The sequence below is a fragment of the Pseudomonas sp. BT-42-2 genome, assembly GCF_025847435.2.
GTDB lineage: Bacteria > Pseudomonadota > Gammaproteobacteria > Pseudomonadales > Pseudomonadaceae > Aquipseudomonas > Aquipseudomonas urmiensis.
Window position 1 is genome coordinate 1 of sequence record NZ_JAOYTM010000030.1, and the last position, 20,028, is coordinate 20,028.

The following is a 20,028-nucleotide window of genomic DNA, read 5'->3' on the forward strand; positions in this document are numbered from 1 at the left end:
GAAGGCGCCGGCGCGAAGGGACCCCGGAGCGTAGCGTAGGGGCCGTATGCAGGAGCGAGCGGCTTTGCCTACTTTGGCCAAGACCAAAGTAGGCCGCCGTAAGGGCGGAAGGGGCCAGTGGCATCGCCCCATCAAATGGATAAGCTCACATCCACAAAAGCCCCAAAAAAACCACTGTCTATACTCCCAAGCTCCCGCCCACCCCCGAGGACCCCCGCCATGCCCCTGGAAAAAACCGGCACCTGCCTCTGCGGCGATACCCACCTGAGCGCGACCATCGACAACACCCAGATCAGCGCCTGCCACTGCAGCATGTGCCGCAAATGGACCGGCGGCCCACTGCTGGTCGTACACTGCAGCAACCCCCCACTGATCGAAGGCCGCGCGCCAAGCGTCTACGATTCCTCCGACTGGGCACAACGCGGTTTCTGCGGCAAATGTGGCACCCACTTGTACTACCGGCTCAAGGCCAATGACTTCTACGCTATCCCCGTCGGCCTGCTCGATGGCGAGGAAGCCTGGGACTTCGACCTGCAGATATTCGTCGAACAGAAACCCGCCTGGTATTGCTTCAAAAACCAGACCCGGGAGCTGACCGGCCAGCAAGCCTTCGATGAGCTGAGCTAGCTCACACCTGGCACCACAGCCATTCGGCAACGTACTGGAAGCGGCGGCGATTGTGCTGGTGATTGGCGGTGTGCTGTGGTCGATGCGCCAGCACGAGGCGCCGCCTGAACTTGCCAAACCAGTGCATTCCTGAGAAAACGGCGCCCTACGTTTGCCCTTAGAGAGAACGCCATGAGCGACCCATTGCAGATCATTGACCTTGAGCCCGGCGACGGCAAGGCCGTGGTCAAAGGTGCCCTGATTACCACCCAATACACCGGCTGGCTGGCTGACGGCAGCGAGTTCGACTCGTCCTGGTCACGTGGCAAGCCGTTTCAGTGCGTGATCGGCACCGGTCGCGTCATCAAGGGCTGGGACCACCTTTTCAGTAATTGACACTGCGGTGTATCCTGCCATTTTGAGCAGCAGGAAGCAGGTCGATGCCAGCCGCCATACCGTACATTCGATTCAGCAGCGACAAGCAGAAGCAAGGTTCAAGTGAGGAACGCCAGAACCAGATGGTGGTGAGGTGGTTGGATCAACATCCTGAATACACGAGATCAAACCTCAAATACTCTGATCTCGGCAAATCTGGCTTTCATGGTCACCACATCAGGGAAGGTGGGAACTTCGCCAAGCTACTGGCAGCAGTGGAAGCAGGCGCAATACGATCTGGCGACGTTGTATTGGTCGAAGCTATCGATCGTACGGGCCGCTTACCTTTCCTTGAGATGTTGAACAAAGTCATCAGTCCTATTCTGCAAGCTGGCGTATCCATTGTTACCCTAGATGACAACGTGATGTATGACGGAAAGTCACTAGAGGGCGGGCAATTGTTTTTGCTGGTCGCCAAAATTCAAGCGGCATACGGTTACAGTAAACAGTTGAGTGAACGTGTATCTGCCAGCTATGAGATTAGACGACAAAAAGCTATCAATGGTGAATCTGTAAAGCGTTGGACTCCAATCTGGCTGACTGTTGATGGTGTGTTGAAAGAGACCATAGCACCTTACATCAAGCAAGCATTTGATTTGTATGTGTCTGGTGTAGGTAAGACTACAATCGCTAATCGACTGCGTGCAAGTGGTGTGCCTGAATTGGCTACTTGTTCAGGTCCAACGGTCGAAGCGTGGTTGCGGAACAAATCTGCCATTGGATATTGGAATGACATACCTAATGTGTATGAACCGGTTGTAACTCCTGAGTTGTTCATGCAGGCACAACAAAGAAAGAAACAAGCAGCAACAAAACCCCGAGAAAGAACATCAAAGCATTTCCTTGTCGGCTTGGTGAAATGTGGAACATGCAGTAGCAATTACATCATTCATCACAAGGGCGGTAAGCCTAACAACATGCGGTGTGGATTGCATCACCGATTGAAGTCAGCAGGTTGCAGTAATGCTGAAACTATTCCTTATCAAGTGGTGCATAAGGTATACATGATTACCGCATATTCATCTGTTGGTAAAGCATTGCAGGCAATCCAGTTAACTGAGAATGATAAGCGAAAACTTTCGCTCATTACTGAAAGGGACAAAGTGACAGCTTCTATTCAGAGGGCTGTTGATGCAATGCTGGAAGCAGATTCGCCAGAGGTAAAAGTAGCATATAGATCGGCTACGGAACGTCGTGCAGCGATTGATGAAGAGCTGAGTATATTGGAGCGTTCCGATAACACTGTTAAGCCTAGAAGTCACACAACAGAAGCTTATTATGACTTGGCAGCGGAACATGACGGTTTGTTCAGGGATGATCCAGTGAAGCTGTCAGCAATGCTGAAACAAGCAGGATACACCATCACTGTGAATGAAGGTCGTACACTCCTTGTGTCTGATTACAAAATACCATTCATCTATGCTGGTACAGTGCGGAAAGGAAACCAGACATTAGGCTATCGTCTATTTGAAAACAACCATGAGTTTGTTATCTCGCCCATTATTCCAGATATGCCAGCCACACACAAAGGCGTAGAAGCAGGCGCATACTTAGCCAGTCGCTCAAATGAAGTTGTATCAATGAAGCTGGCAGTCAATGAAGTTGACGAAGAAGATTAAATTAAAGTGTGTAAAACATGTAACGGTATTGACAATCATTCTCATTTGTGCTAGAGTGTGCGGGTTGACAAGTGATGAAGCGTACCAACTTCGATGACGTGTCTAAGTGATCTCAAGGTAGTACCCTGAAAGCTATTTTAGATATTCGTCGTCCTTGTTAGCTCCCCATGCACCTTTAGCATTTAGTCCATGTGTTACAGGTGGTTTCTGGTACATCGCCTTCCTTCTTTGTATCAGAAGCTAACCACTATGCTTTCTCCCATAGTGGCTTAATTCCCTCTCCCTCCAGCACCTAAAGGTGTTGGGGGCTTCTTATTATCTCGAATAAAACAATCCAATTACTTATGGAGGATATCCTATGGGTCAAGAACGTCCGTGTATAAATTGCCATGCACCACTTATTAACAAGCGATCTCATGCGAAAACATGCAGCGGTAAATGCAGGTCGAAGCTGTGGAGGGCACTTAAAGAACAAAGTGTGCTCGTGCCCTTTCGTCTGTCAGTTGTTAGTCATACTGATTTGTTCCTAGTCGCTTACGCACGTAATCAATCTATCAATACTTACCTTAGCAAAGTGGTTGCCGACCATCTAGCCAACACGCGTTAAGGAGGGAAGTGACGTGACTAATCAAGAGATTTATAAAGAAATGAAGCACTATAGATCGTTACGTGCTGCTGCCTGTGCCACTGGTAACCGCAGCGAGTCACAACGTTGCAGTGATATTCTGGAACTATTATCTTCACACATAACCGGGGGTGCCCGTTATGAACGCTGATTCATTCATCAAGGGAATGCAACGAGCAACCGCTAATCGGTTACGGCGGCAAGTACAACAACAGCAAGCTAACGCTGTGAACAATAAGCCAGTCACCATCGAGCCAGTGGTAACCGAGCCGGTGTTAGCTAAGCCGGTGCTCACAGTAGTCCAACCAGCTAAACAGCAAGCGGCCAAGACAGTAGCTAACAAACCTGAATTTAATCTAGAGGCGTACCGTCTCGATATCATCGCTAAGGCAATTGCACACATCATGAACAATAAACTAAAAGGAAATGAATAATGACAGAGAAAATTAAGATTACGGGAATTCCTCCGCAGTGGGACCAAGCAGAGTATGCCCGTCGAGTAGAATCGTGGGTCCATGCGTATCGACACACTGAAAAGTCGATGGAGTTGGTCAGTGCAAGCCTGGGGCATGAGTTCCTTCAAGCTGTTATTGACAAAGCTCAAGCTGGTTACACGATCACGCACACCAAGCGTCTGCTACATGGCGAGCTTTACCATTCGACCTACATGGTGAAACCTTTGGAGATGCAAGAACAGGACATTGAGGGTATTAAGACCAAAGTGAAATCTGAATACGTCGAGTGGTTGGAAAGCGAACATGCACGCTATCATAACTTGCTGCGTGAGCAACTGGTTCAGGCACAAGAAGAAAAAGAGCGTAAGGCAGCAGAAGCGGCTAAGGCAAAGCAGATGGCTGCCATCGAAAGAGAAGTTCAAGGTTGCTACAAACCGTTGGTCATTCCAGAGTGACAACCTAGGTCAGTAACAATGAAAATACAGGACGCTTCGCATTGTCTAATCGCAATGCGGAGCTTTTTTTTACCTCAAAAAAAGTGGTTTGATCCGATAACCATTGGGGATGATCATTCACGTGCTAGGCACAATCGACGTTTCCGCTAAAAACCTCTTCATTTCTCTACGTTTAGCACGTTTAGCGAAGTTCTTTGTAGAATTCCAAAGGCAATAGGGCAGGAAGGCATCAGCGGAGCAATTCTGAGAGCTTTCTCCACAAAACCAAGGAAAGGTAGCGGCTACAAGTCATCGTTGCTCAAATCGAAGCTGGAGAGCTTACAGGTGGTATTACGAAGGGAGCTATCGCAAATGAAAATATTTCGCATTTGGTCTTGACATACGACGGAAAAAAGTGTATCCTTAGGGAATTCCCGCCGAGCATAGCGAGGTGGGTAAAGCCTTTATACTATTATGTGCATAGCACATGATTATTTATTAGTAAATAGTAAAGAGAGAGGAGTGGTAACACTCCAAAGACATAGAATAATTAACTACTTAACGTAGTTAAGAATAATATTAATCTTAGCTAAAGCTAAGGGTATTCTATCCTGTACCAAGGTACAGAAGACACGTCAAAAGCTTTGGTGGACTGGTTGTCCCCCTCCTAAAAGCATTCGCCTATCGGCTCACTGGCTGACACTGAATACATCTGAGTGATAGCTATCGCTAGTCAATTGATGATCGATGTGTTGACGTTCTTGTCCGTCAACGGACGATTGCCATTGCCTCAGCGTTGACGCTGAATACGGTTCCCCTAGATCACACCAGAGAGGGGGAAGGTACGAACCCCAAACACCGTGTTGTCATTCTCACCGTTGACGGTGAACAGCACTCACCAGCACGTGTTGATGTGCACAAATGCCGCTATACCCTCCCCACAAATGCCGCTAGGGGTCGATTCGATTTTCCAACAACCTGAAATTCGATCACCGGTTGTTCCAACACCCCAATCACCTACTCGGTGATGGTCACCGCCTGACGATGATCGCATTGTCATTTCCGGTATTTGTCATTTGGGAATATTGAGTTGTCGTTAGCAAGAACGGTCGTTCTACGAATTGACAAATGGTTCCAAACGACCGACAATGTAACCATCAGCTAGAGAGCATCCATCATGGTTAACGTTGTCGCTTACATTCGAGTGTCCACCAGTGGTCAAGGTGAATCTGGCCTCGGTTTGGAGTCGCAGCAGGAATACATCCAACGTGCCGCCCAAGCCAATGGTTGGAACATCGTTGGTGAGTTCGTTGACGTGGTATCGGGTAGGCTTGCCCTAGAGGATCGCCCAGAAGGTGCAAAGGCTCTGGCAGCGTGCAAACAGCACAACGCTCAGTTGCTGGTAGCCAAACTAGATCGTCTTTCCCGCTCGGTTCTGCACATCGCCCAGCTGATGGAGCAGGTAGACTTTAAAGTCGCTACGATGCCCCAAGCGGACAAATTCCAACTCCACTTGTTCGCTGCCCTTGCCCAGCAGGAACGTGAGTTCATCGCCCTGCGTACCAAGGACGCATTGGCAGCATTACAACGTCGTGCAGATGCTGGTGAAGCTGAGGCCGTGGCTAAGGTGAACCGTCGTACACAGGCACTTGAGAAAGGCCGTGCAGTTGCCGACATTACAGCGGCGAACAACATTCGTATGGAGAAGGTGTCTGCGTTTCAAAACACGGTGAAGCCACACGTTGAAGCTTGCTTGTACAACAAGCTCGGCACGTTGCAAGCGGTAGCTGACTGCCTGAACACCAAAGGTATTCGTACCAAACGCGGCAGCATCTGGAACCCTACCGCTGTACGTCGCCTGATCCTTGCACTCGGTTTGCCACTCCCAAAGGCAGCTTAAAACCAGCCCCATACAGCAGTGTTATCAATACCCTGTGGGGGTAGGATAGGCAATACATCAAACGCCTCGCCATGACGCCTCTACGGCGCTGTGGTGGGGCTTCTTTGTTTGTGTCTGTAGGATTTCTACATTGTCTAGGAGGGGGCACCTGTTTTTGATCGTAACCGGTTAAGCGATGGAGCTAACCCTCACGGATTCCAACAAGGAACAATCTCGGATTCGAGTCGGAATCAGATTTCTAGGTTGAGGTGAAGTGAGGGCGTTAGCTAGTTTTATCTTTAACTTTTAAGTAGCTGTGCTTTCTTGGTGGTAAATTCATCCTCAGTCAAGATGCCCCGTTCTTTCAGGGATGCTAACTTTTCAAGTTCATCTGCTACAGACATATTATCTTGAGTGGATGAGGCGGCGGTATTAGAGCGAGCAATAGCTTTCAATGACTCTAAGTGGCGTTCATTCTGAGTTGCCTGTTCTTGTTTTTTTGCAGCTTCTTTATACAAGTCGCTGACTAAGAGGGCAACGACCAGTCCAAGGATAGGGGAGGTGATAACTGATAGCAGCGCATAACCCCAAAAGCTTCGCCCTTTCGAATTCGCCAGCATACCCACGCCTACGGCACAAGCTAACCAGAAAACTATGAAAACAAATTCCATGGTTATATCTCCTTGCTTACAAAGCCTATAACGAGATACCAACGATAGCACAAGGCCATTGCTATCGAAAGCCTTTGCTAGGTAAGCGTGGGGTTAGGCGATCCAGTACCCTGTACAGGTCGAGTTTCAGCCTCTCTAGAAAAAGTGAAGGTGCGTGCCTGCTAGTGTACGCTGTCTGCAAGCCACCTCGCTGAGGACTACTTATGGATAAAGCCGCCGCTACCGCAGATGCACTTGAACTGCTCCATCTGAACCAAACAGCTATCCGGGCTGCGATAGAGGAAGTCAGCACGTGGATACGCCAACGCGGTTCAACCAATGTTCACGAAAACGTGATGGCTGCTCTACAGGCTCTGGACACGAATGCCGGGGCCATAGGCTCAGCGATTGAGCTGTTGCGGAATTGCCCTTGATAAGGATTTATACATGCCAATTGATTTGGAAAAAGTCAGTTCATCCATCACTAAAACAGGGTTCCATCTTGAATATAAAATTGGAACAATACTGCGCGATAATGGATGGCACCTGATTAGTAATAGATGCTATATAGATGACCACGAGGGGGCCGTCAGAGAAATAGACCTCCTGGGGTACAAGGTCACTAAAATCAAAGATTTCTCCTTATATACAGCACTAGTAATTAGCTGCAAAAAAAGCGAGTCAAATGCATGGGCGCTCCTGACAAGGGCAGTTGAGAAAAACGATCCAAATTATAACTGGCGTCCTTTCAAAGGCTGGAGCAATCATCCTGCTCTGTCATATTACATGGCCGGAAAAACATGGCCTCATATTTATCATGAAAAGCTGTCTGCTGCATGCCCAAGGCTTTTTGAAGCCCCTAATTCTGATGTGTTCGCCTTCCAAGAGATAAACAAAAACAGCGGCAGCGTTCAAAACGATAAGGCAATATTCTCGTCAATCACTTCGCTAATGAAAGCACAATCCTACGAAATGAGTTTGCTAGAAGGAAGGCAAAAAGACATAAAAAGAGCATATCAATTTAACCTCATTTCAATCATTGATAGCGAATTGGTGAAAGTGGTTTTTGAAGGGGATACTATCGAGTCGCACGACACTCAGAGCGAGGACTACCTATGTCGATACATACTCAACAAAGAAGAGGCCATTGCTCGCATAAAATTCACTACTGCTGACTTTTTTTCTGAGCTAATAAATGACTATAATGCACTCCACGGTGAAAATAAGAAAATATTTACCGAGCACTATGAAAAATTTTATGCCGACGCTTACAAAACCTTTAGGAAATCTAACCTAATCAAAAGCGACCTGCTCCGCTCCATTAGCCCTTCGCTGCAACGTGCTAGGTATGATTTTGAGCGAAAATTCGACAAATTTAATGACATTGATATCTACTGGAACGAAAAAAATCAGGTACTTCAGTTAGGGTTGGTAGGCGATAAATTAAGCGAAAAGCTAATGGCCTCGCTAAATGCAAATAAAGACCTTGCAGGAACAACCAAGAAAGCTCTTTCTGAAATATTTCACTATGAAGGAGCTTATGTATTTGAGGAAGGAATAGGACTTTAATTTCGAATCAATGGGGTGGGAGATACGATACGTGAAGCCACGAGTCAGGAGCGTGCGTCATTCCGTAAGGTAGCTGCCGATCTTGGCGTAAGCCCTAGCACTGTTAAACGAGCAATGAAAGTAGCATAACGCTGAAGCCGCATAGGAGGCGATTTAAGCACCGCTAGCTAGCACCCAGCACCCAGCAAGGTGAAATGTACAAACACCCTGCATTGAGCCGACTTAAGTGGCTGGTGAAATGCTATTATGACCTTACTCATTACAGTTCTGAGGGAGATTAATAATGCTGCATCTATTCATGCCGCTTGACCAGCACTACGACTCCGGGTTCGGTGCGGTAGCTGATTCTTTTAAGGTCGCTGCTGACTCTCTCAATGAACCAGACCAGTCATTGCATTTCAATTCGAATTTGCCTGTAAGCTTCCTCTACCGTCACGCCATCGAGCTTTATCTTAAATCAGCCATTATTACACTTCACCGCAAGTTCGCCATTCCATACGGAGATGACTCTGCGTCCGGCGAGCCTAGTGTCATGGTAGGCAAGAAACGCAAGCCGCTTTATAACGTCCATGGGCTAGGTCCTTTATATGCTGAACTACGTGCCCTTTTGAATCAAGAGGCACAGGCTCTTGCTAAAGTCCCTCGTACCGATTGGAAATTGCCGCCTGAGCTTGATGAATGGATAGCAGCAATCGAAGCAACAGACTCATCAAGCACGTATTTTCGATATCCAGTGACAAAGGATGCAGCCCTCGATGTTAAAAAGTCCACAATGCAGAGAGAAGACGCTAGCAAACTCATAGAGCGGATGCAGAACGGTGGACCACCAGTGAAAGCCCTAATGATGGTGAACGATGATTATGAGGTGGTTGATTCATTTGCTCACGATGACAGCAATGCTAAAGAAATGCTTAACATTTTGAGGGAGACGTCAGAGCTTTTTCATGACTTGCACGCAATGATGTCTTATACCTTGGCGGGCGGCAGGTAGCACCAGATAGTCAAACGAGTGTTGTCGGTATCGTAAGGTAGGGGAGTTGTTTCAAATTGAATGACATTGATAGTCCTGACTTTGCAAAAGCGCGTGGGTTGTTAATCGGGTTTTCTAGTATCGCTTTATTGCTATCGTTTTATGGTGTGGACCTAACAACCATAAAGTTTCTAGGGCTGGAAATTGTACCCAAGCGAAATGCTAGTCACTCTTGGGGTTTGATGGCGATTGTCAATCTATATTTGGTTTTCCGGTTTTACCAGCGTATACCCCATAACACTCGTAGATTCGATGATAGGATGAATAAGATTTATGATCAGGCTTTAGGGTGGGTTGCTCTGGTTATTTATAGGTTCGAATTGAAACGAGAGGGAAGGAAGCTGCTTTCGGAAAGCTATCCTGATGTAAAGTTTGAAAAAATTGAAACTCAATCGCTCGAATACACTATAAGTTGCCACGATAAGTTGGCTGAGGCCGAAACTCGCTCAGGACCAGAAGACCATATACCAAGTATCCATGAAGTCGATAGGGAATATCGAACTAGTGTGATCGTGACCGGCTTCTTCATTGGTCAAAGAGGGCCGCATTCGGATTTCTATTCCAGATACGCTCACCTTAAAAAGACAATGCCAGCGATCATCACATGGGGTTGTAAGGCATTCGCTGGGGTACGTGGAATGTGCGTCACCCCTTGGTTCACCGACAACTGGTTGCCGCTTGCTCTAGGAGCGTTTGCGGTAGTGGTCTCAGCGGTGAGATGGGTAGCCATAAACGTGGTGTAACTAACAAAAATGTTGGGACCAGGGCCTGATGGGCATGCGTGTGGGTGGCAAGCGCAAACTGCAGGTGCCGGCGCACCTGGGTTATGGCGAGCGCACGGTCGGCGCCATCCCGGCCAACTCGGACCTTACGTTCGAGATCGAACTGCTCGAAGTCCTGACCCGCGACGACTGACACCAACGTGTCCCGGTAACGACTTCATTTGGCAAAGTTACCGCCCTAAAGTGAATTTTGCTCACCCAAGGCGGTCAAGGATGGGCCTCGTCTGGGAGTTGGTGTGCAACTCGCCCCGGGCGACGAGCATGGAACGCAGGCACGGACGCCTCCCTTTTTTTTGCCGGATGAGTCCATCGCCATGAAGTTGCCGCAGTTTATGCGACGCCGTCATCTGTTTCTCGCCGCGGCGCTCGCCGCGATTCTCGTACCCTTGAGCCTGGATGTGGTGGAAAGTCACGACCAGCCCGCCGATGGTACGCAGACCCTGGTTTTCCTGCGTCACGCCGAAAAGCCCGGCGAGGGCCTGGGTCAGTTGAACTGCCAGGGACTCAATCGCGCCCTGGACCTGGCCACTTTGCTGCCCGAGCGTTTCGGTGATGCCGACTACGTGTTCGCCGCCAATCCTTCCCGGCATGTCGAGGAGGGCAGCCAGGACCTGCGCTACAGCTACATTCGTCCCTTGATGACCATCACCCCCAGCGCCATCCGCCTGGGCCTGCCGGTCAATATCGACTTCGGCGCCAATGATTACGACGAACTGGCCGACGAGTTATTGAGCGACAAGTATCGCAACGCCACGGTCTACACCGCCTGGTCGCACGGCTACTTGCCGGACCTGATCAACGCCGTGGCCGGCAAAGCCTTGGGTGATGAGCGGGTGATCACCCAGGACTGGAACAATGACGATTTCGACACCCTGTACGTGCTCACCCTGACCTGGCACGACGGCGAAGCCAGCCTGCTCAGCCGCAATGTGCGCCAGGGCCTGGATGGTGGCAAGAAGACCTGCCCGACCTGATCAGGGCTGGCCCTGGCTGGTGAGCGCAGCCCGGAATCTGCGATGCTTGCGTGGTGGATTCGAGCAAGGAGCAGGGCATGGGCAAGCGGGTAACCGTGATTGGCGGTGGGGTGATCGGCCTGGCCAGCGCCTACGCGCTGGTGCGTGAAGGCTGCCAGGTCGAGCTGATCGAAGCGCGCGACAGCCTGGCCAGCGCCACCAGCTTTGCCAATGGCGGGCAGTTGTCTTATCGCTACGTGGCGCCGCTGGCCGACGCCGGTGTGCCGTGGCAGGCGTTGGGCTGGTTGCTGCGCGGTGACTCGCCGTTGCGCCTGCGCCTGCGTCTGGACCCTGCCCAGTGGCGTTGGTTGGCCGCCTTCGTGGCGGCCTGTCGCGGCTCGGTCAACCGCCGCAATGCTGCTCACCTGCTTGAACTGGCGTTGCACAGCCAGGCGGTCATGGCGCGTTGGCGCGAAGAGGACCATCTGCACGGATTTGCCTGGCGGCGCAACGGCAAGTTGGTTGCGTTTCGCACCCAGGCGGCGTTCTCTCGGGCTTGCGCGCATCGGCTCGACCCGGCCACTCAACAGATTGTCGCTGGCGCCGAGCTTGGCGCGCTCGACGCGGCGCTGGCCGATGCGCCGTTCATTGGCGGGGTGTATACCGCAGACGAAGAAGTCGCTGACTGTCATCGCTTCTGCCAGGTGCTGGCGCAGCGTCTGCGCGCTTCAGGGCAATGTGAGTTTCGCCTGGGCCAGGCGGTTACCGGGCTGCGGCACGATGGCAGGCGGGTGACGGCAGTGGAACTGGCTGCTGGGCAGCTGGACGTCGAGCACCTGCTGTTGTGTGCCGGACATCGCAGCCCGAGCTTGGCGCTGCCGGGGCTGAAGCTGCCGATCTATCCGCTCAAGGGCTATAGCCTGACTGCGCCAGTGCTGGCGCAGCATCGGGCTCCGCAGGTGAGTGTCACTGACTATGAGCGCAAGATCGTCTATGCCCGGCTGGAGAATCAGCTGAGGGTGGCGGCGATGGTGGATATCGTTGGCTTCGACGATGCAGTCGATCCGCGCAGGTTGTGCAGCATGCAGCGCTTGGCACAGGCGACGTTGCCTGAGGCGGCGGATTATCGGCAGGCGGTGGAGTGGGCCGGGATGCGCCCGGCGACACCCACCGGGGTGCCGATTCTCGGCGCTACGGCGTATCGCAATGTGTGGGTGAACCTGGGGCATGGAGCCTTGGGGTTCACCTTGGCTTGTGGCAGTGCTCAGCGACTAGCCCAGCTCATTAACTGTCGGGAGTGATGGTGTTTGTACCGGCCTCATCGCGGGCAAGCCCGCTCCTACAGGGCCTGTAGGAGCGGGCTTGCCCGCGATGAGGCCGGTAAAGGCGACTACGATCCTAGCGGCCAAACCGCATCGGCCAGCCCACCACCTTCTTCACCCGCGGCGTCGCATAGGTCCGTACCTTGGAAGTGCTCAAGCCCATCCGCACCAGCGACTCGGCAATGGTCACCGCCGCACTGACGCCATCGACCACCGGCACGCCAGTGCGCTTGCGGATCTGCTCATCCAACCCCGCCATGCCGCCGCAGCCCAGGCAGATCACCTCGGCCTTGTCATCCTGCACCGCTCGTGCGGCCTGCTCGACAATTGCCTCGACCGCTCGCTGCGGATCGGCCTCAAGCTCGAGCACTGCCAGCCCGCTGGCACGCACCGAGGCGCAGCGCTCATACAGGCCGGAGAGCTTCAGGCGGTCTTCGATCAAGGGCACGGTGCGATCCAGGGTGGTCACTACCGAGTAGGCATGGCCCAGGTACATCGCGGTGCTGGCGGCCGCGTCGGTGATGTCCACCACCGGCACGTCGAGCAGCTCTTGCAGGCCCTCGCGGCCATGTTCGCCATAGCCGGCCTGGATCACCGCGTCATAGGGCTGGTCATAGGCCATGACCCGGTCCATCACGGCGATCGCCGCCAAATAGCTTTCAAAGTTGCCTTCGACTGATTCGGCGCCGAACCAGGGCGTCAGGCCGATGATCTCGGTGCCGGGCGAGGCGACGCTGCGCGCCTGTTCGGCAATGGCCTCGGTGATGGCTTCGGTGGTGTTGACGTTGACGATCAGAATGCGCATGCACCTTCCTCCTTGATCAATGGCTGCTGTGGTCGACGGCGATGCACTCGCCGCTGACATCGTGGTATTGGCGATTGCGCGGAGCGATCAGCAGGTACAGTGCGGCAGCGATACCAGCACCGATCAACCAGGAGAACGGCGCAATGCTGTGGAAGCTCGGGACCAGGGCCAGGACGATCGCCAGCAGCGCCGCCGGAACGAACACCGCCACTGCCCGCAGGTTGACGCCACGGGTGTAGTGATAGGCGCCGGCTGGGTTTTCGCTGTACAGCTCTGGCACGTTGATCCGGCCTTTGCGCAGCAGCCAGTAGTCGGCCATGATCACCCCGTACAGCGGGCCGAGCAGGGCGCCCAGGCCAGACAGGAAGTACACGATCACCAGCGGGCTGTTGTACAGGTTCCACGGCAGGATCAGCACCGCCAGGGTTGCGCTGATCAGGCCTGCGCGGCGGAAGTTCAGGTGCCGGGGGGCAAGGTTGCTGAGCACGAAGGCCGGCGCCACGAAGTTGGCCATGATGTTCACCGCCACCGTGACGATCAGGAAGGCCAGGCAGCCCAGTACCAGAAACGGCGTGCTCGGGATGGTAGCGACGATCTGGGTCGGGCTGTCGATCACCTGGCCGTTGATCTGGAACTGCGCACCGCACAGCACCACGGTGATCACCGCGAACGCCAGGATGTTCACCGGCAGGCCCCAGAAGTTACCGACACGGATGGTCTTGCGGCACGGCGAAGAGCGGGCGAAGTCGCAGAAGTTCAGCACCAGGGTGCCGTAGATCGCCAGCCACAGCGCACCGCCGGCAAAGATGTTGCGCCACATCTCATAGCCGCTCAGTGGCTCGGTCACCGACCAGGCAATACGCGTATCGGCCTGAAAGTACATCCACCCAGCCAGGCTCGCCACGGTGAGCAGAATCACCGGGCCGGCAAACGCCTCGTAACGACGGACCATCTCCATGCCGTAGGCGAGGATCACCAGCTGTACCAGCCAGATCGCCACGAAGCACAGCCAACCCAGGCTCGACAGGCCGAGGATGCTGTCCTGATCATAGGCGGCCACTTGCGGCCATACCGCAGTGAGCAACACCCGCAGCACCACCGAAGCCAGGTAGGTCTGGATACCGAACCAGGCGATGGCGATCACCGCGCGGATCAGTGCCGGAATTTGCGCGCCGTGGATGCCGAAGGCGATCCGGCTGATCACCGGGAACGGCACGCCGGTCTTCTGCCCCATGTACCCGGAGAGGTTCATGAAGAAGTACACCAGCGCCGCGCCAATGGTCAGCGATAGCAGGATCTGCCAGCCACCCAGGCCGAGGGCGAACAAACCCATGGCGAACGAGTAATTGGCGATGTTGTGCACATCGTTGGTCCACAGGGCAAAGATGCTGTAGCCCCCCCAGCGGCGACCTTCGCTGCGGGTCGGGGCGAGGTCGCGGTTGTGCAGCCGCGGGCTGAGTTCAAGCTCGGGCGCATGGCCGGCCAAGGTCGAGGTGGGGGAGGTGCTGGCGACGGATAGTTCAGGGGCAAGGTCGAGGCTGCTACTCATTCCGGCGGCTCCTGATGCGGCTGCCGGCGATAAGCGGGCGAGCTGCACGGGCTCGTCATCTCATCGTTGCAGGCAGTGGCATCACTGGGTTCTCGAGGCAGCGGCCCTAAGGATCAGGCGCTGCGTTATTGTGTATTTATGTTTCGTAAACTTTGTATACAAAACACAAACACACAAAAGCCAGTTCCATGCCAGGAACAATACAAGTTTGAGCAGGCCAGTAATCTGAGTTTGTCTTGCTTTAATATAACCTAATGAAAATAAGCGATTATAAGTTGACCGAATGAACAGTTTTTATTTTTTCACGAGTTTTTTAGTTGATCAAATGGTCAAATTTTTATTCGGGTGCAATGTAACCTAGTGGTGCGTTACTTCACCTAAGTGCACACAAAAATGGCACTTATGGTGACATTCTTGTGTACAAAAAATAGTCAATAGGATTAGCCGGATACTCGCCTGGGGCGGGCTAGCGCCGTCGCTAAAAGGCTATTCGCCCATCGGCGGCAGCCGGCGTTTTACCGGGCTCTTCTTGATGATCGCGGTATTGGTTTCAGCCAGCACATTGATCCGATCGAGCAAGGTGTCGAGTTGCTCCATCGAGCGCACATGCAACCTGGCGATGAAGCAATCTTCACCGGTGACCTTGTCGCACTCGGTGAACTCGGGGATGGCAATGATCTGCCGCTCCACTTCCTGTAACTGCCCAGGCAATGGCCGGATGCGCACGATAGCCTGCAATTGGTAGCCGAAACAGCGCGGGTCGACGTCTACCGTGTAGCCGCGCAACACGCCTCGCTCCTCCAAACGGCGCAGGCGCTCGCTGACGCTGGGCGCAGACAACCCGCTGATCTGCGCCAGGGCTTTGAGCGAGCGGCGGGAGTCTTCCATCAGGGCATTGATCAACAGCTGGTCTATAGCGTCGGTCATCTTTAACCTCGTCAGGCAAAATGGGTGATTCGCCTTGATAGTAAAGGCGAGTCTGACATTTAGCCTTGGTTATCCGCTGGAAGGTAGCGCTTGACCCTCGTCATACTGTGGCCATCGTCAAGCGGAGGTGTGAGATGGACAGTTCAGTGCGCCGTGGCTCTGTGGAAATGATGGTCGCCATGCTGATTTCCGGGACCATCGGCTGGTTCGTGCTGGTGTCTGGGCAGCCGGTACTGGAGGTGGTGTTCTGGCGCTGCGTATTCGGCGCCGGCACCTTGCTGCTGATTTGCGCAGGCTTGGGTTTTCTCAAGCCAGGGGTGATCGGCCGCACTGCGTTCCTGCTGGCGATCGCCAGCGGCGTGGCCATCGTCGGCAACTGGGTACTGCTGTTCGCCTCCTACTCACGCGCCTCGATCGCCATCGGTACGGCGGTGTACAACGTGCAGCCTTTCATGCTGGTGGGGCTGGCGGCGCTGGTTCTCGGCGAGAAGATCACCGCGGCCAAGCTGACCTGGCTGAGCGTGGCGTTTCTCGGCATGTTGGCGATCGTCAGCGCGCATGGTGCCGGGCAGGGTAGCGGCAACGACTATCTATTGGGCATTGCCCTGGCCTTGGGCGCGGCCTTGCTGTACGCCGTGGCGGCGCTGATCATCAAGCGTCTGAGTGGCACCCCCCCGCATTTGATCGCGCTGATCCAGGTGAGTACAGGCGTGTTGCTGCTGGCGCCGTGGGTCAAGCTTGGCGGGCTGCCCGCTGAACCGTCGGCGCTGGCTAGCCTGATTACCTTGGGCATCGTGCATACCGGGGTGATGTACGTGCTGCTCTACAGCGCCATCCAACGCCTGCCCACGGCCCTGACGGGCGCGCTGTCGTTCATCTACCCCATCGCGGCGATCCTGGTCGATTGGATCGCCTTCGGCCATCGCCTGGCGCCGTTGCAGTGGCTGGGCGTAGCGCTGATCCTGCTGGCGGCTGCGGGCATGCAGCAGGGCTGGTGGTTCAAGCCGGCGCCACGGGTCGAGGTGCTCAAGCCAGATTGAACCTGGCCAGACGAATATGTGGGCATGACTGGGCTGTTGGCGATGCTCGGTTACAATGGCGTTTTTTTGCCCGTGTGAATCCCCGCCATGACCTCAGCCATCGCCACCCTTGCCCAGCACCTGACTGCGGCGCTTGACCCCGCCCCGCAGGAAACCCGGCGCCTGTTCCACGGCCGCGGCCGTTGCTGGCCGGGGCTTGAGCAGATCACCGTCGACTGGTTGCAGGGAGTGTTGTCGGTCGCCTTGTTTCGCGAGCCCGCGCCTGACCAGTTGGCCGAATTGGAGGCAATGCTCAATGCCCTGGCTCAAACCCCACAGTGGACGGGCGAGGCGATTTTGATCCAGCACCGCTACCTGCCCGACAGCCCCGGCCAGTGGCTGGTTGGCGGCCCGATCCAGCAACGTGAGGTGGTTGAGGATGGCCTGCGCTATTTGCTGGACTTGGGCGTTCGCCAGAACAACGGGCTGTTCCTCGATATGCGCTACGGTCGGCGCTGGGTGCGCGAACAGTCGGCCGGTAAGCGGGTGCTGAACTTGTTTGCCTATACCTGCGGCTTTTCCGTGGCGGCGATTGCTGGCGGGGCCGAGCAGGTAGTCAACCTTGACATGGCCAAGTCGGCGCTGTCGCGTGGGCGGGAGAATCATCGGCTCAATGGGCATGATGTGGGGCAGGTGGCGTTTCTCGGCCATGAGCTGTTCAAGTCCTGGGGCAAGGTGCGCAAGTATGGGCCGTATGACCTGATCATCATCGATCCGCCGACGTTCCAGCGCGGTAGCTTCGTCCTGACCCAGGATTACGCGAAGATCCTGCGCCGCCTGCCGGAGCTCCTGCGCGAGGGCGGCACCGTGCTGGCCTGTGTCAACGATCCGGGGATCGGCTCGGCGTTCTTGATCGAGGGTATGGCTGAGCAGGCCCCGGCGCTGAAGTTTGTCGAGCGGCTGGAGAATCCCCCGGAGTTTCCCGATGTGGATGTTGAGGGTGGTTTGAAGGCTTTGGTATTCCGTCAGTAGGTTTGAAGCTATCGCGGGGCAAGCCCGCTCCCACTCAAGCTCGCTCCCACGCAAGCCTGCTGCTCTACTGCTCGCTCGGGAGCTGACTTGCGTGGGAGCGGGCTTGCCCCGCGATGAGACTGGCTCAGGCCGAAACCGCACGCGCCTGCGCAGGCATGGGATACACCTGGGCAAACGCCACATTCTCTGTCTGATCCACGCGCTTTTTCAGTCGCTCATTGAACGCCCGGCTCACCGCGTACTGGCCGCCGGAAATGGTGCGGAACTGCGCGGTCAACACGAAGCCGTTCAAATCCATCCGGTCCACCCCGAACACCTGCAGCGGCCCTTGCAGGTTGATCCGCAGCAGCGGGTCTTCGCTGATCGACTTGCCCACCTCGTGGATCAACGCCAGCGATTGGTCGACATCGCTGTCGTAGGTGAACTGCACCGAGAAGAACGCGTAGGCGAACTGACGTGACTGGTTGGTGACGGCCTTGATCTGGCCGAACGGCACCGAATGCACGAATCCTTTGCCATCGCGCAGGCGCAGGGTGCGGATGGTCAGGCTCTCGACCGTGCCGGCATGCCCGGAATCGAGCACCACCCAATCGCCGATGGAAATGGTGTCTTCGATCAGGATGAACAGCCCGGTGATGACGTCTTGAACCAGTTGCTGCGAGCCGAAACCGATGGCCAAGCCGATCACCCCGGCACCGGCCAGCAGCGGCGCGACATTGATCCCCAGGTTGGCCATGGTGGTGATGGTGCAGATGACGATCAGGATCACCTTGATGGCGTTGCGCAGCATCGGCAGGATGGTCCGCGTGCGGGTGCTCGGCTGACGCGAGGCGCGCCGACCGACAGCGGGCTTGAGCGCTTCCTGGATTGCCGTGTCGAGCACCACCCAGAGCAGCCAGGTGACCAGCAGGATCAAGCCGATGCTCGACAGTGAATTGCTGATCGCCTGGCCGAGGCTGTTGCTCAGGGCGAAGGTAATCACCGAAAAGCCCCAGATCCGCCCGAGCAGTTCGATGAACGCCACCGCCATGGCGATCCGCAGCAAGGCGTGCACCAGGCTGCGCAACAGCTCTTTGTAGGGGCGTACCCGCTGTTGATCGTCGCCCTCGTGCGTGGCCAGCAGGTGCTGCATCAGGGTGCTGAGGAACACCGCCGCGACCAGCAGCACAGTGGTCAATAGCGCGTTCTGCAAGGCTTTCTGACTTTCTTCGCCAGCGCCGATCAGGTGGATCGCCGACACCAGGATCATCATCAGGATCGGCAAGTACCAGAGCTTGGAAAAGATCCGCAGCGTCTCCTGCACGGCGCGATGCTGCAAACGGTCCTTGAGGTCGCGGTTGCGGATCAAGTGCGCCACCGGGCGGCGCAGGCGCAGGACCAGGCTGGCAAAGACGAAGGTCGCCAGCAGCCCGGTCAATACGGCAATGCTGGCGGTGATGTTGCCGCCCAGCTGACGGGCGATCTGCGGGCTGGTCAGGGCATCGCTCCAGGCTGCCAGAAAACCAATCATGAACAGCGGGCGCGGCGCCATGCGCCGGATCACTGCCACGGCTTGGCGTTTGTGGCCGGCGTCGAACAGGGTGATCAGGCAAAGGATGATCGAGGTCGAGAACAGGCCGCTGCTGGTCGCGTAGGCCAGGCTCAGGCCCAATGCGCGGGCGACCGAGGGATCGAGGAAGCGGCTGACGTAGAGCGTCAACGGCAGGCTGGCCAGGGCTGGCAAGGTATAGGGCAGAAGATAGCCAAGCAGGCTGCGTACGCGTTTGCGCTGACCCAGCAGGGACGTCGCTGCGCAGCGCTTGGCGCACCAACGACCGAGGGTGGTGAGCAGGGCGAAGCTGGCGGCCCAGGTCAGGCTCAGCAGGAGGAAATTGCCGGTCAGCTGCAGCGAGTCGCTGGCTGAGTGGCGATCGACCAGGCGCTCCATCTCCTTGGCGGCGCGGTCGGTACGCAGGCGCCAGGCGTCGATCAGGTGGGCATCGAGGTCGAGGTCTTGGGCTGCGCTGTCCAGGCCGTCAGCCAAGGCGCCGAGCAGGCCGCCTTGCAGCACCGGGGCTGGCTCCTCGGGCGTTTGCTCGGTGGGGGTGGGTTCTGCGGCGAGTAGCCGGGTGCTCAGCAGCAGGCTGAGTAGAAGCGGGGTGAGAAAGCGCAGCACTGGAGTACTCCTTAGGCCGGGGCGAGCGGGGAAGGGTTACTCAAGGAACTGATGGCTGAATGTGGGGGAAGTTCAGCTGGGTGTGTTGCCAGTGCCGGCGCTATCGCGGGGCAAGCCCGCTCCCACGCCAATCGTCGACCTCGGCGCAGAGTGTGGGAGCAGGCTTGCCCTGCGATAGCGCC

The 20,028-nt window shown here is 55.2% G+C and carries 17 protein-coding genes and 2 pseudogenes; 14 read left to right on the plus strand and 5 right to left on the minus strand.

Annotated elements, in window-relative coordinates; genetic code table 11:
* Positions 1 to 219 precede the first annotated feature (219 nt).
* From OIU19_RS24885 to OIU19_RS24910, 6 genes and pseudogenes are all read left to right on the plus strand, one after another.
* Positions 220 to 627 carry a GFA family protein gene (locus tag OIU19_RS24885; protein ID WP_264237239.1) on the plus strand — a complete coding sequence of 136 codons (408 nt, stop codon included), beginning with the start codon at positions 220 to 222 and terminating at the stop codon, positions 625 to 627.
* A gap of 171 nt (positions 628 to 798) precedes the next feature.
* Positions 799 to 984 (plus strand): annotated as a pseudogene (locus tag OIU19_RS24890) (FKBP-type peptidyl-prolyl cis-trans isomerase); the annotation flags it as partial.
* Between the two features lie 62 nt (positions 985 to 1,046).
* Positions 1,047 to 2,660: a recombinase family protein gene (locus OIU19_RS24895; RefSeq protein WP_264237240.1), complete on the plus strand. Its 1,614-nt coding sequence runs from the start codon at positions 1,047 to 1,049 to the stop codon at positions 2,658 to 2,660.
* A gap of 765 nt (positions 2,661 to 3,425) precedes the next feature.
* Entirely contained in the window at positions 3,426 to 3,719 is a 294-nt protein-coding gene (locus OIU19_RS24900; RefSeq protein ID WP_264237241.1) for a hypothetical protein, read from the plus strand.
* Positions 3,719 to 4,195 carry a hypothetical protein gene (locus OIU19_RS24905; protein ID WP_264237242.1) on the plus strand — a complete coding sequence of 159 codons (477 nt, stop codon included), beginning with the start codon at positions 3,719 to 3,721 and terminating at the stop codon, positions 4,193 to 4,195. The genes OIU19_RS24900 and OIU19_RS24905 overlap by 1 nt, the downstream gene beginning before the upstream one ends.
* Positions 4,196 to 5,351: 1,156 nt before the next feature.
* Positions 5,352 to 6,074 carry a recombinase family protein gene (locus tag OIU19_RS24910; protein ID WP_264237243.1) on the plus strand — a complete coding sequence of 241 codons (723 nt, stop codon included), beginning with the start codon at positions 5,352 to 5,354 and terminating at the stop codon, positions 6,072 to 6,074.
* A 278-nt stretch (positions 6,075 to 6,352) separates the two neighbouring features.
* Here the strand turns inward: OIU19_RS24910 and OIU19_RS24915 are convergent, their stop codons facing one another.
* Positions 6,353 to 6,724, minus strand: coding sequence for an SHOCT domain-containing protein (locus OIU19_RS24915; protein ID WP_264237244.1), 372 nt, complete (start codon positions 6,722 to 6,724; stop codon positions 6,353 to 6,355).
* Positions 6,725 to 7,150: 426 nt separating this feature from the next.
* Here OIU19_RS24915 and OIU19_RS24920 point away from each other — a divergent pair, with 426 nt between their 5' ends.
* The 6 genes and pseudogenes from OIU19_RS24920 (at position 7,151) to OIU19_RS24945 (ending at position 12,338) form a co-directional block, all read left to right on the plus strand.
* A complete protein-coding gene (locus OIU19_RS24920) occupies positions 7,151 to 8,272 on the plus strand; it encodes a hypothetical protein (protein ID WP_264237246.1) in 1,122 nt (373 codons plus the stop codon).
* A gap of 283 nt (positions 8,273 to 8,555) precedes the next feature.
* Positions 8,556 to 9,263, plus strand: a complete 708-nt coding sequence (locus tag OIU19_RS24925; protein ID WP_264237247.1) for a hypothetical protein — start codon at positions 8,556 to 8,558, stop codon at positions 9,261 to 9,263.
* 56 nt (positions 9,264 to 9,319) lie between these two features.
* Positions 9,320 to 10,045 (plus strand): hypothetical protein, encoded by a 726-nt coding sequence (locus tag OIU19_RS24930; RefSeq protein WP_264237248.1) that lies wholly within the window; start codon positions 9,320 to 9,322, stop codon positions 10,043 to 10,045.
* A gap of 7 nt (positions 10,046 to 10,052) precedes the next feature.
* Positions 10,053 to 10,217, plus strand: a pseudogene (locus tag OIU19_RS24935) (FKBP-type peptidyl-prolyl cis-trans isomerase); the annotation flags it as partial.
* A gap of 181 nt (positions 10,218 to 10,398) precedes the next feature.
* On the plus strand, positions 10,399 to 11,058 hold the full coding sequence (locus OIU19_RS24940; protein WP_264237249.1) for a histidine phosphatase family protein: 660 nt from the start codon (positions 10,399 to 10,401) through the stop codon (positions 11,056 to 11,058).
* Between the two features lie 77 nt (positions 11,059 to 11,135).
* Positions 11,136 to 12,338, plus strand: a complete 1,203-nt coding sequence (locus OIU19_RS24945) for a D-amino acid dehydrogenase (protein WP_264237250.1) — start codon at positions 11,136 to 11,138, stop codon at positions 12,336 to 12,338.
* 97 nt (positions 12,339 to 12,435) lie between these two features.
* Here the strand turns inward: OIU19_RS24945 and OIU19_RS24950 are convergent, their stop codons facing one another.
* From OIU19_RS24950 to OIU19_RS24960, 3 genes are all read right to left on the minus strand, one after another.
* A complete protein-coding gene (locus OIU19_RS24950; RefSeq protein WP_264237251.1) occupies positions 12,436 to 13,164 on the minus strand; it encodes an aspartate/glutamate racemase family protein in 729 nt (242 codons plus the stop codon).
* Positions 13,165 to 13,180: 16 nt separating this feature from the next.
* A complete protein-coding gene (locus OIU19_RS24955; protein WP_264237252.1) occupies positions 13,181 to 14,713 on the minus strand; it encodes an NCS1 family nucleobase:cation symporter-1 in 1,533 nt (510 codons plus the stop codon).
* 486 nt (positions 14,714 to 15,199) lie between these two features.
* Positions 15,200 to 15,640, minus strand: a complete 441-nt coding sequence (locus OIU19_RS24960) for an Lrp/AsnC family transcriptional regulator (RefSeq protein WP_264237253.1) — start codon at positions 15,638 to 15,640, stop codon at positions 15,200 to 15,202.
* A 134-nt stretch (positions 15,641 to 15,774) separates the two neighbouring features.
* Between OIU19_RS24960 and OIU19_RS24965 the strand changes: the two genes are divergently transcribed.
* On the plus strand, positions 15,775 to 16,680 hold the full coding sequence (locus OIU19_RS24965) for a DMT family transporter (RefSeq protein WP_264237254.1): 906 nt from the start codon (positions 15,775 to 15,777) through the stop codon (positions 16,678 to 16,680).
* Positions 16,681 to 16,767: 87 nt separating this feature from the next.
* Entirely contained in the window at positions 16,768 to 17,691 is a 924-nt protein-coding gene (locus OIU19_RS24970) for a class I SAM-dependent methyltransferase (RefSeq protein ID WP_264237255.1), read from the plus strand.
* Positions 17,692 to 17,815: 124 nt separating this feature from the next.
* On the opposite strand, the gene OIU19_RS24975 is transcribed toward OIU19_RS24970, so the two are convergent.
* Positions 17,816 to 19,846 carry a mechanosensitive ion channel family protein gene (locus OIU19_RS24975; protein ID WP_264237256.1) on the minus strand — a complete coding sequence of 677 codons (2,031 nt, stop codon included), beginning with the start codon at positions 19,844 to 19,846 and terminating at the stop codon, positions 17,816 to 17,818.
* Positions 19,847 to 20,028 lie beyond the last annotated feature (182 nt).

Bases quoted from the DNA above. Each gene is read 5' to 3' on its own strand.
- OIU19_RS24950 (WP_264237251.1), bottom strand. From the start codon at position 13,164: ATGCGCATTCTGATCGTCAACGTCAACACCACCGAAGCCATCACCGAG.
- OIU19_RS24885 (WP_264237239.1), top strand. From the start codon at position 220: ATGCCCCTGGAAAAAACCGGCACCTGCCTCTGCGGCGATACCCACCTG.
- OIU19_RS24970 (WP_264237255.1), top strand. From the start codon at position 16,768: ATGACCTCAGCCATCGCCACCCTTGCCCAGCACCTGACTGCGGCGCTT.
- OIU19_RS24955 (WP_264237252.1), bottom strand. From the start codon at position 14,713: ATGAGTAGCAGCCTCGACCTTGCCCCTGAACTATCCGTCGCCAGCACC.
- OIU19_RS24925 (WP_264237247.1), top strand. From the start codon at position 8,556: ATGCTGCATCTATTCATGCCGCTTGACCAGCACTACGACTCCGGGTTC.
- OIU19_RS24905 (WP_264237242.1), top strand. From the start codon at position 3,719: ATGACAGAGAAAATTAAGATTACGGGAATTCCTCCGCAGTGGGACCAA.
- OIU19_RS24900 (WP_264237241.1), top strand. From the start codon at position 3,426: ATGAACGCTGATTCATTCATCAAGGGAATGCAACGAGCAACCGCTAAT.
- OIU19_RS24945 (WP_264237250.1), top strand. From the start codon at position 11,136: ATGGGCAAGCGGGTAACCGTGATTGGCGGTGGGGTGATCGGCCTGGCC.
- OIU19_RS24960 (WP_264237253.1), bottom strand. From the start codon at position 15,640: ATGACCGACGCTATAGACCAGCTGTTGATCAATGCCCTGATGGAAGAC.
- OIU19_RS24910 (WP_264237243.1), top strand. From the start codon at position 5,352: ATGGTTAACGTTGTCGCTTACATTCGAGTGTCCACCAGTGGTCAAGGT.
- OIU19_RS24920 (WP_264237246.1), top strand. From the start codon at position 7,151: ATGCCAATTGATTTGGAAAAAGTCAGTTCATCCATCACTAAAACAGGG.
- OIU19_RS24940 (WP_264237249.1), top strand. From the start codon at position 10,399: ATGAAGTTGCCGCAGTTTATGCGACGCCGTCATCTGTTTCTCGCCGCG.
- OIU19_RS24965 (WP_264237254.1), top strand. From the start codon at position 15,775: ATGGACAGTTCAGTGCGCCGTGGCTCTGTGGAAATGATGGTCGCCATG.
- OIU19_RS24915 (WP_264237244.1), bottom strand. From the start codon at position 6,724: ATGGAATTTGTTTTCATAGTTTTCTGGTTAGCTTGTGCCGTAGGCGTG.
- OIU19_RS24895 (WP_264237240.1), top strand. From the start codon at position 1,047: ATGCCAGCCGCCATACCGTACATTCGATTCAGCAGCGACAAGCAGAAG.